Here is a 13744-nt window from a genome sequence, read left to right on the forward strand (position 1 = left end):
TGTTTAATCCTCAGGCCATGCCAACCACCAGCCAGCGCGTCAACATAAACAGCGCCAGGGCCAGCGTGGACGCAACCCACATCAGTCGAATCGTTTGGGGAATGTCATTTACGGTAATCTCGCGCTGCGCGTCGCCAATCCACGGCTTTTCAACGCGCTCGCCAAAATAGTCATTTGGACCGCCGAGGCGAATGCCCAGCGCGCCGGCCACGGGCGCTTCCGCCCATGCGCAGTTGGGGCTGCTGTGGTTATAGCGATCGCGCCAGCCAATACGCAGGGCGCGCGCGCCGTCGTTGCGGCACAAAAATGCCGCGGCGCTCAGCAGCAGCCAGCTCAACCGGGCGGGAAGGAAGTTTGCGAGGTCATCAAGACGGGCGCTGACCATGCCGATCGCCCGGTACTTTTCGTGCTTGTAGCCCACCATCGAGTCCAGGGTGTTAACCGCTTTATAGGCCATCGCCAGCGGCGCGCCGCCCAGCATAAGAAAAAACAGCGGCGCAATAATGCCGTCGACGGTATTTTCGGCGACGGTTTCCACCACCGCCCGGTTTATTTGTTGTGGAGCCAGCTGCGAGGTGTCACGACCGACAATCCACGACAATTTCTCCCGGCTGGCGGCGAGATCCCCCGCGCGCAGCGGGCGTTCCACGTCTCTGGCGGCATTGGCCAGACAGCGACCAGCCAGCACGGTGAAAATCATCCACACCTCCACCAACCCGCCCAGCCACGGATGGATCAGCCGGGCGGCGGTCAACGCGCCCCAGGCCACTGCCCACGTCACCCCCACCACCACCAGCCACATCACGCCGCCACCGATGCGCAGCGCACGCTCGCTGTGGCAATGACGACGAACCGTCCGCTGTACGACGGTAATCAGGTTGCCTATCCAGCGCACCGGGTGCGGCCAGTGCTGCGGGTCGCCAATCATAACGTCGAGGAGCCAGGCGACACACCACGCAAGCAGTGTCATAACGCCTCCCTCGCCGCCTGCAGCCAGCGGGTCAGCATGAGCGGACGCTGGGCAAAATGGACATGCAGATAACTGGCGAAAGTATTACCTGCCTGCCAGCCGCCGGACCACTGCTGCAGCGTTTTACCGTCGCGCACCTTGCGACAGGCCATCACAGCGGAAATTTGCGGGAAAAAATCGGAGTAGTGAAATTCATGGCCGCGCAGGATTTCGCCTTCCGCCGCCAGCAGGGTTGGCTGCAGCGCCTGCGCTTCGCAGTAGCCAAAGCGGGTCAACCGTTCCCCCATTTTGCTGTAACCGGGAAGGATATCCGCCATGTAATGCACGAATCCACTGGCGTCCTCCAGTTGCGTACCGAGGTACATTAACCCGCCGCACTCGGCATAAATGGCGACGCCACGCTGGTGCGCATCGCGCAGACTCGCCAGCATCGTGCCGTTAGCCGCCAGCGCGCTGGCATGCAGTTCAGGATAACCGCCACCCAGCCAGACCATCTGACAGTCGGGTAAAACCCGGTCATGCAGCGGGCTGAAGCGGACGATCTTCACGCCGGTACGCTCCAGCAACGTCACGTTATCGGGATAGTAAAAATTAAACGCTTCGTCGTCGGCCATCGCCAGCGTGAGTCCCTTTCCGGCGTCCTGTGCGGGCAATTCCGGCCATGCGCCCTGTGGTAAGGTTGCTATTTCACTTAGCGCTAAAAGGTGGTCGATATTGAGCGTCTGCTCCAGCGTAGCGGCAAAATCCAGCCAGGGTTGCTGTGTCACCACCGACTCGCGGGCAGTCACCAGTCCAAGATGGCGCTCCGGCAGCGTAACGCCCTCAACGTGCGGCACATAACCCAGCACGGGCACTGCGCAATAGCGCTCAATCGCCGTTTTAAGCAAGTGAAAATGCGCTTCGCTGTTGACGCGATTCACCATCACGCCCGCGAGGTTAAGCGTCGGGTCGAATTGCTGAAATCCCATTACCGTCGCGGCAATGGAGGTCGAAACGGCCTTGCCATCCACCAGCAGGATCACCGGACACCCCAGCTGTTTCGCCATCGCCGCGGTACTGCAATAGCCGGGATCGGTGCCGTATCCGTCGTAGAGTCCCATCACGCCTTCGATAACGGCGATATCCGCCTCCTGCATCTGCTCGCAAAACAGCGCATTGAGGACGGGTTCGGGAAGCATAAAGCTGTCGAGATTACGGGAAGGTGTACCGCAGACCGCCGTATGCCAGGCGGTATCCAGGTAGTCAGGGCCGACTTTACAGGGCTGGACGCGAAGCCCTCGTTGTTTTAGCGCGCTAAGCAGACCCAACGTAACCGTGGTTTTTCCACAGCCACTCCCGGTACCTGCCAGAACAAACGCATACTGCTGTGCCGCCATGACCCTGATCCTGTTCAGGGTGGTAGGGATGTACTGACATCCAGTCTTTCGACTGTCTGTTTTAAAGCAACCCACTTCCCACCGAAGTTGTTGAATGTATCCGACAGGCAGGTCTTCTGGCTTAGCGTCATCCTCTCCCGTCCTTCCCAATCTTGCGATCAGTGGTCTTTACGGGGTCGTCAGCATCACAGCAGCGGGGGCTGCGGGGGATTTTCACCCCCTTCCCTGACACAAATGTGTCTAACCTGTCGGCTTCAATGATGAACAGACTGGCATCTGCTCATCATCTTAAACTCTTTTTAACGCATTCTTTTTCGCGCGGGTATTGCAACCCTCAACGGCAAAACAATGCCGGATTAACACGCTTCTTTCTGAAAAGACACGCAGAAGAATAATGAAAACCCTTCACAATGAAACTGTATCTCATCACAAAAATAAAAACTGGCGAAGTTTACGCTGCAATTTTTGATATTTTATTGCGCTATGACAATTTATTGCTGCGCCAAATAAAATAAACCGCGAATAATGGCTCGCTCACGGGAAATATCAAAAATCGGCAATAGCAAAATATTGCTATTTACGCCGATTCTACCGGTAAATTTTCTGCGGCCTGCTGCCGATATGCCTGCGGCGTCACCTGATAAGTCTGACGAAATACTTTGCAGAAATAACTGGTTTGAGAAAAACCTAAATTGCGGGCAATACTGGCAATGCTCCAGTCACTATGGCAAAGCAGTTCCCGCGCGCTGGCCATACGCTGTTGATTCACCCATGCGTTAAAGCCGATCCCCTGATATTTTTTGAACAACTTGCTGAAATAGTACGGGCTGAGGTAGACGTGTGATGCCACGTCTTCAAGGCGTAAATCGTCGGACAAATGGGCATCAATATAGCGCAGCGCTTTTTTCATTTTGCTGTCATGCGGGCTGGGCGCACGCGCCGGACGCGACGGTTCCGCGCTCTGTTCGCTGTCTTTGATTACCACAAAATTCAGCTGTTTTTTCAGGCAGTTTTCAACAATTAGCTTCAACAAATCCGCAGATGCCATCACTCGCGAGTAGTCCATTTCCGGGACGTTGCGAAATTCATTGAGCAGTTCCGGGTCGGCCTGCCAGCGGTCGTCAACGTTGAGAATATCGACCAAATCAACCCCCTCATCGTTACGCAGACGCACCTGACCACACAATACGAACCCAACCAGATGCCCGGCGATAACCAGGGGGATAGAAAAATCGGTTAACCCGGCATGGCAACGGTAGATACAGGGCTGATCCGATTTCGAGGCTTCCAGCCCTCCGCAGCGATCGCTCATCCGGCAGCGGGTGCTGTGCTGAGGATGTTGACGCATCAGCTGACAAAAAGGCGTGAAATTAAATAGCTCAGAAATCTCATCACCGTGAATATTGACAACCACAACGGCCAGGCTTGTGGCTTGCGCAAAATCCTGTGCGATTTTATTAATGAGTTCTGAGTTCAGGGTACTCGCAGAAATCATGATAAAATCCCTCAGTTAATCCATTGTTATAATTAAAACATATTTTTTACATTTACTTTTTGTCATCGGCTGTCCTTAGTTAATGACTGAAAGCCAAATGACAATAACAAAAGTCTCCCGGGCTGGGGAGACTTTTTAGTCAGTTCGGGAAAGCAGATCACGAAATCGTTATTGATTTCGTGATAATAACCTTGCAGCTCAGGAAGAGGCGTTCGTTTCCTCAATTTTACAGGCATTGCAGGGCAAATTTTTGCCAATGAAAAAGCGATAAATGGCTGCGCCGCCGCATGCGCCAATCACCGGTGCAATAATCGGCACAATAAAGTAAGGAATATCCCGCCCGCCGGTCATCGCAATATTCCCCCAGCCAGCCATCCAGGTGAACAGCTTAGGGCCAAAATCACGGGCTGGATTCATCGCAAAGCCAGTCAGCGGCCCGGTGGACGCGCCGATAACGGCAACCAGGATCCCAATAAGCAGCGGCGCCAACGGCCCTTTTGGCACACCGTTGCCGTCGTCCGTCAACGCCATAATCAGTCCCATCAGAATCGAGGTGATAACCACTTCGACGCCAGCCGCCTGCCACACGTTCAGCGCAGCCGCCGGATAAGTACTGAAAATACTGGCCAGGTACAGACTGTCGACGCTACCGCGCACCATGTTGTGGGCGGTTTCATACTCGGTGAACAAACTGCCATACAGCAGATAGGCCAATACTGCGCCGCCAAACGCCCCTGCCACCTGGGCAACGGTGTAAGGCAACACTTTGCGCCCCGGAAAACAGGCAAAAAGCCAGAGCGCGACGGTAATCGCCGGGTTGAGATGCGCCCCGGAGATCCCCGCAGTCAGGTACACCGCCAGGGAAATACCCAGACCCCAAATGATGCAAATTTCCCAGAGACCGAGGCTGGCGCCAGCGACTTTCAGGGCGCTAAGACAGCCGATGCCAAAAAACAGAAACAGCCCGGTGCCCAAAAACTCGGCAATACATTGCGCTTTCAGTGAATCATTCATTGTGACACCTTCTTAGAAGCGTTCGTGTCTGACCAGCGGACCCTTGCTGGCCGTAGAGTACAACGACACTTACTATAAAAACGGCTGGCTGAAAATTGTTGGCAAACTGAACCTGCCGGGGCTCTGAAAAATCGTGTTGAGATAACAAATTTTTGCCATTGCATTATTCACAAACAGGCATTAACCACGCAGTCAGGCATTTAAACCGCAAACTTAAAGATAATAAAAATTCGTTATTTGCAGGTTTCCTTTTTTCTATAAAGGTCACACTTCCCTTTCCCGCCCATAACAAAATAAATTATTTATGTCACGCCTGAAAATGTAAAAATGGAATCACAAAAACCAATTTTTACTATTCATAAAAATATCAACACCCTTTAAAAACAGTCACATAAAACAATTCACACCAAATTAATCACATTCAGCGCCAACTATTTTTCCACGCATACTGTCAAGTCAGCCATTCTTTTTCCTCGCTTCTTTTTATAGTCATGAATATCGGGACAACCCACGCGAGGTCTTTATGCAACAAGAAGCATTAGGAATGGTAGAAACCAAAGGCTTGACTGCCGCCATAGAGGCCGCAGACGCCATGGTGAAATCGGCCAATGTCATGCTGGTCGGCTACGAAAAAATTGGCTCAGGCCTGGTAACCGTCATCGTTCGCGGTGACGTCGGCGCCGTAAAAGCGGCGACCGATGCCGGTGCTGCCGCGGCAGGCAACGTGGGAGAAGTGAAAGCCGTACACGTGATTCCGCGCCCGCATACCGATGTTGAAAAAATCTTACCGAAGGGAATTAACCCATGAGCAGCAATGAACTGGTTGAACAGATCATGGCACAGGTAATCGCCCGTGTGGCGACGCCTGCGCAAACGGGTACCCCTGATACACCCCATCCAAAACGAGAGACGGCTATGGCAGAGAAAAGCTGCAGTTTAACGGAATTTGTAGGCACCGCGATTGGCGACACCGTCGGTCTGGTTATCGCTAACGTCGACAGCGCTCTACTTGAAGCAATGAAGCTTGAAAAGCGCTATCGCTCTATCGGCATTCTGGGGGCGCGTACCGGCGCGGGTCCGCACATTATGGCGGCAGACGAAGCGGTAAAAGCCACCAACACCGAAGTGGTCAGCATTGAACTGCCGCGCGACACCAAAGGCGGCGCCGGTCACGGTTCGCTGATCATTTTGGGCGGGAATGACGTTTCTGACGTCAAGCGGGGGATCGAAGTCGCATTAAAAGAACTCGACCGCACTTTTGGCGATGTCTATGGCAACGAGGCCGGGCACATCGAGCTTCAATATACCGCCCGCGCCAGCTATGCGCTGGAAAAAGCCTTCGGCGCTCCTGTTGGCCGCGCCTGCGGCGTGATTGTCGGCGCGCCGGCATCGGTCGGCGTACTGATGGCGGATACCGCCCTGAAATCCGCCAATGTCGACGTTGTCGCGTACAGCTCGCCAGCGCATGGCACCAGCTTCAGTAACGAAGCGATTCTGGTGATTTCCGGCGACTCCGGCGCGGTGCGTCAGGCGGTTATCTCCGCGCGTGAAATCGGCAAAACCGTGCTGGCGACACTCGGTAGCGAACCGAAAAACGATCGCCCGTCCTATATCTGATATCCGTGAGGCTCATTCATGAGATCGAAAAGATTTGAAGCACTGGCGAAACGCCCTGTTAACCAGGACGGGTTCGTTAAGGAGTGGATCGAAGAAGGCTTCATTGCGATGGAAAGCCCGAACGATCCGAGACCCTCGATTAAAATCGTTAACGGCGCGGTAACCGAACTGGATGGCAAATCCGTCAGCGAGTTTGACCTGATCGACCACTTCATTGCCCGCTACGGCATTAACCTGGCGCGCGCGGAAGAGGTGATGGCGATGGACTCCGTCAAGCTCGCCAATATGCTGTGCGATCCAAACGTGAAGCGCAGCGATATTGTGCCGCTCACCACCGCAATGACCCCGGCGAAAATTGTCGAAGTGGTCTCCCACATGAACGTGGTTGAGATGATGATGGCAATGCAGAAAATGCGCGCCCGTCGCACGCCGTCACAGCAGGCCCACGTCACCAACGTTAAAGATAACCCGGTACAGATCGCCGCTGACGCCGCCGAAGGGGCATGGCGCGGTTTTGACGAACAAGAAACCACCGTTGCCGTCGCGCGCTATGCGCCGTTCAACGCTATCGCTCTGCTCGTGGGTTCGCAGGTGGGGCGTCCTGGGGTTCTCACCCAGTGTTCACTGGAAGAAGCCACAGAGTTAAAGCTCGGTATGCTGGGCCACACCTGCTACGCCGAAACCATCTCTGTTTATGGTACCGAACCGGTATTTACCGACGGTGACGATACGCCGTGGTCGAAAGGGTTTCTCGCGTCCTCTTATGCCTCCCGCGGACTGAAAATGCGCTTCACCTCCGGTTCCGGCTCAGAAGTGCAGATGGGCTACGCGGAAGGGAAATCCATGCTTTATCTCGAAGCGCGCTGCATTTACATCACCAAAGCGGCTGGCGTTCAGGGACTGCAAAACGGTTCGGTGAGCTGCATCGGCGTTCCTTCCGCCGTTCCTTCCGGGATCCGTGCGGTACTGGCTGAAAACCTGATCTGTTCGTCACTGGATCTGGAATGCGCCTCCAGTAATGACCAGACCTTTACCCACTCCGATATGCGCCGGACCGCCCGCCTGCTGATGCAGTTTCTGCCGGGAACGGACTTTATCTCGTCCGGTTATTCCGCGGTGCCGAACTACGACAACATGTTTGCCGGCTCCAACGAAGACGCAGAGGACTTCGATGACTACAACGTTATTCAACGTGACCTGAAGGTCGACGGCGGTCTGCGTCCGGTCCGCGAAGAAGACGTTATCGCCATTCGTAACAAAGCGGCACGCGCGCTGCAGGCAGTATTCGCCGGGATGGGCCTGCCGCCGATCACCGATGAAGAAGTCGAAGCCGCCACCTACGCGCACGGCTCGAAGGATATGCCGGAACGTAACATCGTTGAAGACATTAAGTTCGCTCAGGAGATCATTAATAAGAACCGAAATGGTCTGGAAGTCGTAAAAGCGCTGGCTCAGGGCGGCTTTACCGACGTGGCGCAGGACATGCTTAACATCCAGAAAGCGAAGTTAACCGGGGACTATCTGCACACCTCCGCCATCATCGTCGGCGACGGACAAGTGCTCTCTGCGGTCAATGACGTCAACGATTATGCCGGTCCGGCAACAGGTTATCGCCTGCAGGGCGAACGCTGGGAAGAGATTAAAAACATCCCTGGCGCACTTGATCCCAACGAGCTTGGCTAAGGGGTGAACAATGGAAATCAATGAAAAACTGCTGCGCCAGATTATCGAAGACGTGCTGTCTGAAATGCAGACCAGCGATAAGCCGGTCTCCTTTCGCGCGCCGGGTAGCGCTGCCGCTTCTGCCGCTCCAACAGGAGACAGCTTTCTGACCGAAATCGGCGAGGCGAAACAGGGCACGCAACAGGACGAAGTGGTCATTGCGGTCGGTCCGGCGTTCGGTCTCTCTCAGACAGTCAACATTGTTGGCTTGCCGCATAAGAGCATCCTGCGCGAAGTGATTGCCGGCATTGAAGAAGAAGGCATCAAAGCGCGCGTGATTCGCTGCTTTAAATCCTCCGACGTGGCGTTTGTCGCGGTCGAAGGCAACCGACTGAGTGGCTCCGGTATCTCTATCGGCATTCAGTCGAAAGGCACCACCGTGATCCACCAGCAGGGGTTGCCGCCGCTTTCTAACCTGGAGCTGTTCCCGCAGGCGCCGCTGTTGACGCTGGCGACCTACCGGCAGATCGGTAAAAACGCCGCGCGCTATGCCAAGCGTGAATCGCCGCAACCGGTGCCGACGCTGAACGACCAGATGGCGCGTCCGAAGTATCAGGCGAAGTCGGCCATTCTGCATATTAAAGAGACGAAGTACGTCGTAACAGGCAAAAACCCGCAGGAACTGCGCGTGGCGCTTTAATAAGGATCCCTTTATGAATACCGATGCAATTGAATCGATGGTTCGGGACGTGTTGAGCCGCATGAACAGCCTACAGGGCGACGCGCCTGCCCCGGCGGCTGCGGCGGTAAGCCATTCAACTCAGACCGTTAAAGTGACCGATTACCCGCTGGCGAACAAACATCCGGAATGGGTGAAAACGGCCACCAATAAAACGCTGGATGATTTCACCCTGGAAAACGTCCTCAGCAATAAAGTCACCGCCCAGGATATGCGTATCACATCGGAAACGCTGCGTATTCAGGCCGCTATCGCCCGGGATGCCGGACGCGACCGCCTGGCGATGAACTTTGAACGCGCTGCCGAACTGACCGCCGTACCTGACGATCGCATTCTTGAGATTTACAACGCACTGCGTCCTTACCGCTCAACGAAAGATGAGCTGATGGCCATCGCGGACGATCTCGAAAACCGCTATCAGGCGAAGATCTGCGCCGCCTTTGTGCGCGAGGCCGCGACGCTGTACGTCGAGCGTAAAAAACTGAAAGGCGACGATTAACGTTAAGGAAACGCGATGCGATATATAGCTGGCATTGATATCGGCAACTCATCAACAGAAGTCGCTCTGGCGACCCTCGATGATACTGGCACGCTGACCATTACCGGCAGCGCGCTGGCGGAAACCACCGGAATAAAAGGCACATTACGTAATGTGTTTGGCATTCAGGAGGCGCTTACGCTTGCGGCCAAAAACGCCGGCATCACTGTCAGCGATATTTCGCTCATTCGCATAAACGAAGCCACGCCGGTGATTGGCGATGTGGCGATGGAAACCATTACGGAAACCATCATCACCGAGTCCACTATGATCGGTCATAACCCCAAGACGCCAGGCGGCGTTGGTCTGGGGGTGGGCATGACTATCACGCCGGAAGAGCTTCTGACACGCGCGGCAGATGCACCTTACATTCTGGTGGTATCGTCGGCATTCGACTTCGCCGATGTCGCCACCATGATCAACGCCGCTGTTCGCGCGGGCTATCAGTTAACCGGCGTCATTATGCAGCAGGATGATGGCGTACTGGTCAGTAACCGACTGGAAAAACCGCTGCCTATCGTTGACGAAGTGCTGTACATCGACCGAATTCCACTCGGCATGCTGGCGGCTATCGAAGTCGCCGTACCGGGCAAAGTCATCGAAACCCTGTCTAACCCGTACGGCATTGCCACCGTCTTCAACCTGAACGCGGACGAAACGAAAAACATTGTACCGATGGCGCGCGCCCTGATTGGCAACCGCTCCGCCGTCGTCGTTAAAACCCCCTCGGGAGACGTGAAGGCACGCGCCATTCCCGCCGGGAATATTGAGCTGCATGCGCAAGGCCGTACAGTGCGCGTTGACGTCGCCGCAGGGGCTGACGCCATTATGAAAGCGGTTGGCGACTGCCCGAAACTGGATAACGTCACCGGTGAAGCTGGCACCAATATTGGCGGTATGCTTGAACACGTTCGCCAGACCATGGCGGAACTGACCAACAAACCCAGCAACGAAATTTTCATTCAGGATTTGCTCGCCGTCGACACCTCCGTGCCGGTTAGCGTCACGGGCGGACTGGCCAGCGAGTTTTCGCTGGAACAGGCCGTTGGCATTGCCTCTATGGTGAAATCCGACCGTCTGCAAATGGCGATGATCGCCCGGGAGATCAAAGGAAAGCTGAACGTTGACGTTCAGGTTGGCGGCGCAGAAGCCGAAGCCGCCATTCTTGGCGCGTTAACCACGCCAGGCACCACTCGTCCGCTGGCCATTCTCGATTTAGGCGCGGGATCTACCGACGCTTCGATCATTAATCCGAAAGGGGAAATTATCGCCACCCACCTCGCCGGCGCAGGCGATATGGTGACGATGATCATTGCCAGAGAGCTTGGACTCGAAGACCGTTACCTGGCGGAAGAGATCAAAAAATATCCGCTGGCGAAAGTGGAAAGCCTGTTCCATCTGCGTCACGAAGATGGCAGCGTCCAGTTCTTCCCTTCCCCGCTCCCTCCAACCGTGTTTGCCCGCGTTTGCGTTGTCAAACCTGACGAACTGGTGCCGCTGCCGGGTGAACTGGCCCTGGAAAAAGTGCGTGCGATTCGCCGCAGCGCTAAAGAGCGTGTTTTTGTCACCAATGCCCTTCGCGCGCTGCGTCAGGTCAGCCCTACCGGCAACATTCGCGATATTCCATTTGTGGTGCTGGTGGGCGGATCGTCTCTGGACTTCGAGGTACCGCAACTGGTGACTGATGCGCTGGCGCATTACCGGTTAGTCGCCGGGCGCGGCAACATTCGCGGAACTGAAGGTCCGCGAAATGCCGTCGCCACGGGCCTGATCCTTTCCTGGCATAAGGAGTTCGCCCGTGGACAGTAACATCAGCACGCCAGCCATTGTGATCGCCCCCATCGGCGACTGTCTTACCGTCTGGCAAGAGGTGCTGCTCGGTATTGAAGAAGAAGGCATTCCGTTTGTCATTCAGCCCCAGAGTGTCGGAGACGTCGTCCACAGCGCCTGGCAGGCGGCACGCCTGTCGCCACTGCTCGTCGGCATCGCCTGCGACCGGGAAAAACTGGTGGTGCATTACAAGAATTTACCCACTTCAGCGCCGCTGTTTACGCTGACGTATCGCCAAAACAGCCTTGACCGGCGAAGTACTGGAAACAACGCGGCAAGGTTAGTCAAAGGGATCCCCTTCCGGGATCTCAATGCTTAATCCACAGGAGAATCGCAGTATGAATAACGCATTAGGGCTGGTTGAAACAAAAGGGTTGGTCGGCGCCATTGAAGCCGCAGATGCGATGGTGAAATCCGCCAACGTACAACTGGTCGGCTACGAGAAAATCGGCTCCGGCCTCGTGACTGTCATGGTGCGCGGCGACGTTGGCGCGGTTAAAGCGGCGGTTGACGCAGGCAGCGCAGCAGCAAGCGCCGTCGGCGAGGTCAAATCCTGCCACGTTATCCCGCGTCCGCACAGCGACGTTGAGGCCATTTTACCGAAGTCTGCCTAAGCACTGCCGAAAAGGAGCACAGCGTGAAGCAATCACTGGGATTACTTGAAGTTAGTGGTCTGGCATTAGCCATCAGTTGCGCGGATGTCATGGCGAAAGCCGCTTCCATCACGCTGGTTGGCCTTGAGAAAACCAACGGTTCAGGCTGGACGGTGATCAAAATCACCGGTGATGTGGCCTCGGTTCAGTCCGCCATTATCACCGGTGCCAGCTTTGCCGAACAGCGCGATGGTCTGGTGGCGCACAAAGTTATCGCCAGACCTGGCGAGGGCATTCTTGCCCGTGCGACGGTAGCCGCACCTGCCCCCGCGCCAGCGATCATCGAGGAACCCGAAACTGACGTTGTTGCAGAAGAGTCTGCACCGGTAACCGCACCTGACGACGGAATCATCAGTTGCAATTTGTGCCTCGACCCGGCCTGTCCGCGTCAAAAAGGCGAACCCCGGTCGCTCTGCCTGCATTCAGGTAAACGAGGTTAAGCGTAATGGATAAACACCTTCTGGAGACGACGGTCAGCAAAGTGCTGGATGAGATGCGGGAGCGCCCAATTCCGTTGGGCGTGTCTAATCGTCATATTCATCTGAGCGCCGAAGACTATGCCCGTCTTTTTCCGGGACAGCCGATAAGCGAGAAGAAAGCGCTGCTGCAACCGGGGCAGTACGCCGCCGAACAGACCGTCACGCTGGTGGGCCCCAAAGGTCAGATTAAGAATGTGCGTCTGCTGGGACCACTTCGCCGCACCAGTCAGGTTGAAATATCGCGAACAGACGCAAGAACGCTGGGGATCGCCGCACCACTGCGGATGTCCGGAAACCTCAACGGCACTCCGGGTATCCGCCTTGTGAGCCCCTTCGCCGAGATTGAGCTCGCTGCCGGCGTTATTGTCGCCCAGCGTCATATTCACATGTCGCCGCTGGATGCGCTGATCCTGCGCGTCGCGCATGGCGACAACGTCTGCGTGGCGATCGAAGGCAGTGAGCGTCGGCTCATTTTCGATAACGTCGCGATTCGCGTGTCGCCCGATATGCGTCTGGAAATGCATATCGATACCGACGAAGCCAACGCCGCCGGGGCCGACAGCCCCAACGCGTTCGCCACGCTGGTTACGCCGCGATGAACGGCGAGCTGTTGCAGCGAATCGTCGAGGAGGTGCTCACCCGCCTGCAGCGTCGTGCCGAAAGCATGCTGACGCTGAGCGTCGCGCAACTGCGGGAAACGCCTTCCCGAACGCTGTTTTCCCGGTATTCCTCTCTGCATGTTTTGCAGGTCGACCTGCCCCTGTTGGAGAAGATTGCCGAAAACGACGCAACGGATAGCGCAGCCGTCATTCTTCACGACGCGCTGGCGTTTGGTCTGCAGGTGCGACTCTCGCTACGCCGGGCGCTATTGCCTGCCCTGCCGGTGAAAAAACTCGCCCGATTACCGCTGACGTTCTGTGACGAGCAAGATGTGCGCATCGTGCTGCATCCGACCCGGCTGGTCAGCTATGCCGATGTCGTCCGCTCCTCCGGTGGCGTATTCGTGCTGCATCGAAAATGTGTTGTCACCGCGCTGGCTCGCGATGCCGCGAGCTCTCGCAACATTCAATTCATTAAGCAGGAGTGAACCATGCATCTGGCTCGCGTAACAGGCGCGGTGGTATCCACGCAAAAATCGCCTTCTCTGGTCGGGAAGAAACTTCTGCTGGTGCGCCGGGTAAGCGCCGACGGCGAACTGCCTGCGAATCCAACGGCGGGAGATGAAGTTGCCGTAGACTCCGTTGGCGCAGGGGTTGGCGAACTGGTGCTGCTGAGCAGCGGTTCCAGCGCCAGACATGTTTTTTCCGGCCCGAACGAGGCCATTGACCTCGCCGTCGTCGGCATTGTCGACACGCTTTCGCGTTAAGGAGA

The 13744-nt window shown here is 55.9% G+C and carries 16 protein-coding genes and 1 riboswitch; of the genes, 12 read left to right on the plus strand and 4 right to left on the minus strand.

The annotated features are described in order from the left end of the window. Positions 1-10: 10 nt before the first annotated feature. The 4 genes from cbiB to pduF form a co-directional block, all read right to left on the minus strand. Complete coding sequence (cbiB, locus tag CSE01S_RS03290; protein ID WP_042284151.1) at positions 11-970, minus strand: adenosylcobinamide-phosphate synthase CbiB; 960 nt, start codon at positions 968-970, stop codon at positions 11-13. Further along, the gene (locus CSE01S_RS03295; RefSeq protein ID WP_042284153.1) at positions 967-2346 is read right to left on the minus strand and encodes a cobyrinic acid a,c-diamide synthase CobB; all 1380 of its coding nucleotides are present in this window, start codon (positions 2344-2346) and stop codon (positions 967-969) included. Before CSE01S_RS03295 ends, cbiB begins: the two co-directional genes overlap by 4 nt. Positions 2347-2435: 89 nt before the next feature. Then, positions 2436-2610, minus strand: a riboswitch (cobalamin riboswitch). Positions 2611-2923: 313 nt separating this feature from the next. After that, positions 2924-3841: a transcriptional regulator PocR gene (gene pocR / locus CSE01S_RS03300; RefSeq protein ID WP_042284155.1), complete on the minus strand. Its 918-nt coding sequence runs from the start codon at positions 3839-3841 to the stop codon at positions 2924-2926. A gap of 198 nt (positions 3842-4039) precedes the next feature. Next, positions 4040-4855, minus strand: a complete 816-nt coding sequence (pduF, locus tag CSE01S_RS03305) for a propanediol diffusion facilitator PduF (protein ID WP_042284157.1) — start codon at positions 4853-4855, stop codon at positions 4040-4042. Positions 4856-5378: 523 nt separating this feature from the next. Between pduF and pduA the strand changes: the two genes are divergently transcribed. The 12 genes from pduA to pduN are packed head-to-tail and all read left to right on the plus strand — an operon-like array spanning position 5379 to position 13739. After that, complete coding sequence (pduA, locus tag CSE01S_RS03310; protein WP_042284159.1) at positions 5379-5663, plus strand: propanediol utilization microcompartment protein PduA; 285 nt, start codon at positions 5379-5381, stop codon at positions 5661-5663. After that, on the plus strand, positions 5660-6472 hold the full coding sequence (gene pduB / locus CSE01S_RS03315) for a propanediol utilization microcompartment protein PduB (protein WP_042284162.1): 813 nt from the start codon (positions 5660-5662) through the stop codon (positions 6470-6472). The genes pduA and pduB overlap by 4 nt, the downstream gene beginning before the upstream one ends. Before the next feature lie 18 nt (positions 6473-6490). After that, positions 6491-8155 carry a propanediol dehydratase large subunit PduC gene (gene pduC, locus CSE01S_RS03320; RefSeq protein WP_042284164.1) on the plus strand — a complete coding sequence of 555 codons (1665 nt, stop codon included), beginning with the start codon at positions 6491-6493 and terminating at the stop codon, positions 8153-8155. A gap of 10 nt (positions 8156-8165) precedes the next feature. Beyond that, positions 8166-8834, plus strand: coding sequence for a propanediol dehydratase medium subunit PduD (pduD, locus tag CSE01S_RS03325; RefSeq protein WP_042284166.1), 669 nt, complete (start codon positions 8166-8168; stop codon positions 8832-8834). A gap of 13 nt (positions 8835-8847) precedes the next feature. Further along, positions 8848-9372, plus strand: coding sequence for a propanediol dehydratase small subunit PduE (pduE, locus tag CSE01S_RS03330; RefSeq protein ID WP_042284169.1), 525 nt, complete (start codon positions 8848-8850; stop codon positions 9370-9372). A 15-nt stretch (positions 9373-9387) separates the two neighbouring features. Then, positions 9388-11220: a diol dehydratase reactivase subunit alpha gene (locus tag CSE01S_RS03335; protein ID WP_042284171.1), complete on the plus strand. Its 1833-nt coding sequence runs from the start codon at positions 9388-9390 to the stop codon at positions 11218-11220. After that, positions 11210-11560, plus strand: a complete 351-nt coding sequence (locus CSE01S_RS03340) for a glycerol dehydratase reactivase beta/small subunit family protein (protein ID WP_042284173.1) — start codon at positions 11210-11212, stop codon at positions 11558-11560. Before CSE01S_RS03335 ends, CSE01S_RS03340 begins: the two co-directional genes overlap by 11 nt. Before the next feature lie 19 nt (positions 11561-11579). Continuing rightward, positions 11580-11855 carry a propanediol utilization microcompartment protein PduJ gene (gene pduJ / locus CSE01S_RS03345; RefSeq protein ID WP_004853788.1) on the plus strand — a complete coding sequence of 92 codons (276 nt, stop codon included), beginning with the start codon at positions 11580-11582 and terminating at the stop codon, positions 11853-11855. A 23-nt stretch (positions 11856-11878) separates the two neighbouring features. Further along, complete coding sequence (locus CSE01S_RS03350) at positions 11879-12334, plus strand: BMC domain-containing protein (RefSeq protein ID WP_042284179.1); 456 nt, start codon at positions 11879-11881, stop codon at positions 12332-12334. Between the two features lie 5 nt (positions 12335-12339). Further along, positions 12340-12972 carry a phosphate propanoyltransferase gene (locus CSE01S_RS03355; protein WP_042284183.1) on the plus strand — a complete coding sequence of 211 codons (633 nt, stop codon included), beginning with the start codon at positions 12340-12342 and terminating at the stop codon, positions 12970-12972. Further along, complete coding sequence (pduM, locus tag CSE01S_RS03360; protein WP_042284185.1) at positions 12969-13460, plus strand: microcompartment protein PduM; 492 nt, start codon at positions 12969-12971, stop codon at positions 13458-13460. The genes CSE01S_RS03355 and pduM overlap by 4 nt, the downstream gene beginning before the upstream one ends. Before the next feature lie 3 nt (positions 13461-13463). Next, positions 13464-13739, plus strand: coding sequence for a propanediol utilization microcompartment protein PduN (gene pduN / locus CSE01S_RS03365; RefSeq protein ID WP_012906340.1), 276 nt, complete (start codon positions 13464-13466; stop codon positions 13737-13739). Positions 13740-13744: the final 5 nt, after the last annotated feature.

This window comes from Citrobacter sedlakii NBRC 105722 (assembly GCF_000759835.1).
GTDB lineage: Bacteria > Pseudomonadota > Gammaproteobacteria > Enterobacterales > Enterobacteriaceae > Citrobacter_A > Citrobacter_A sedlakii.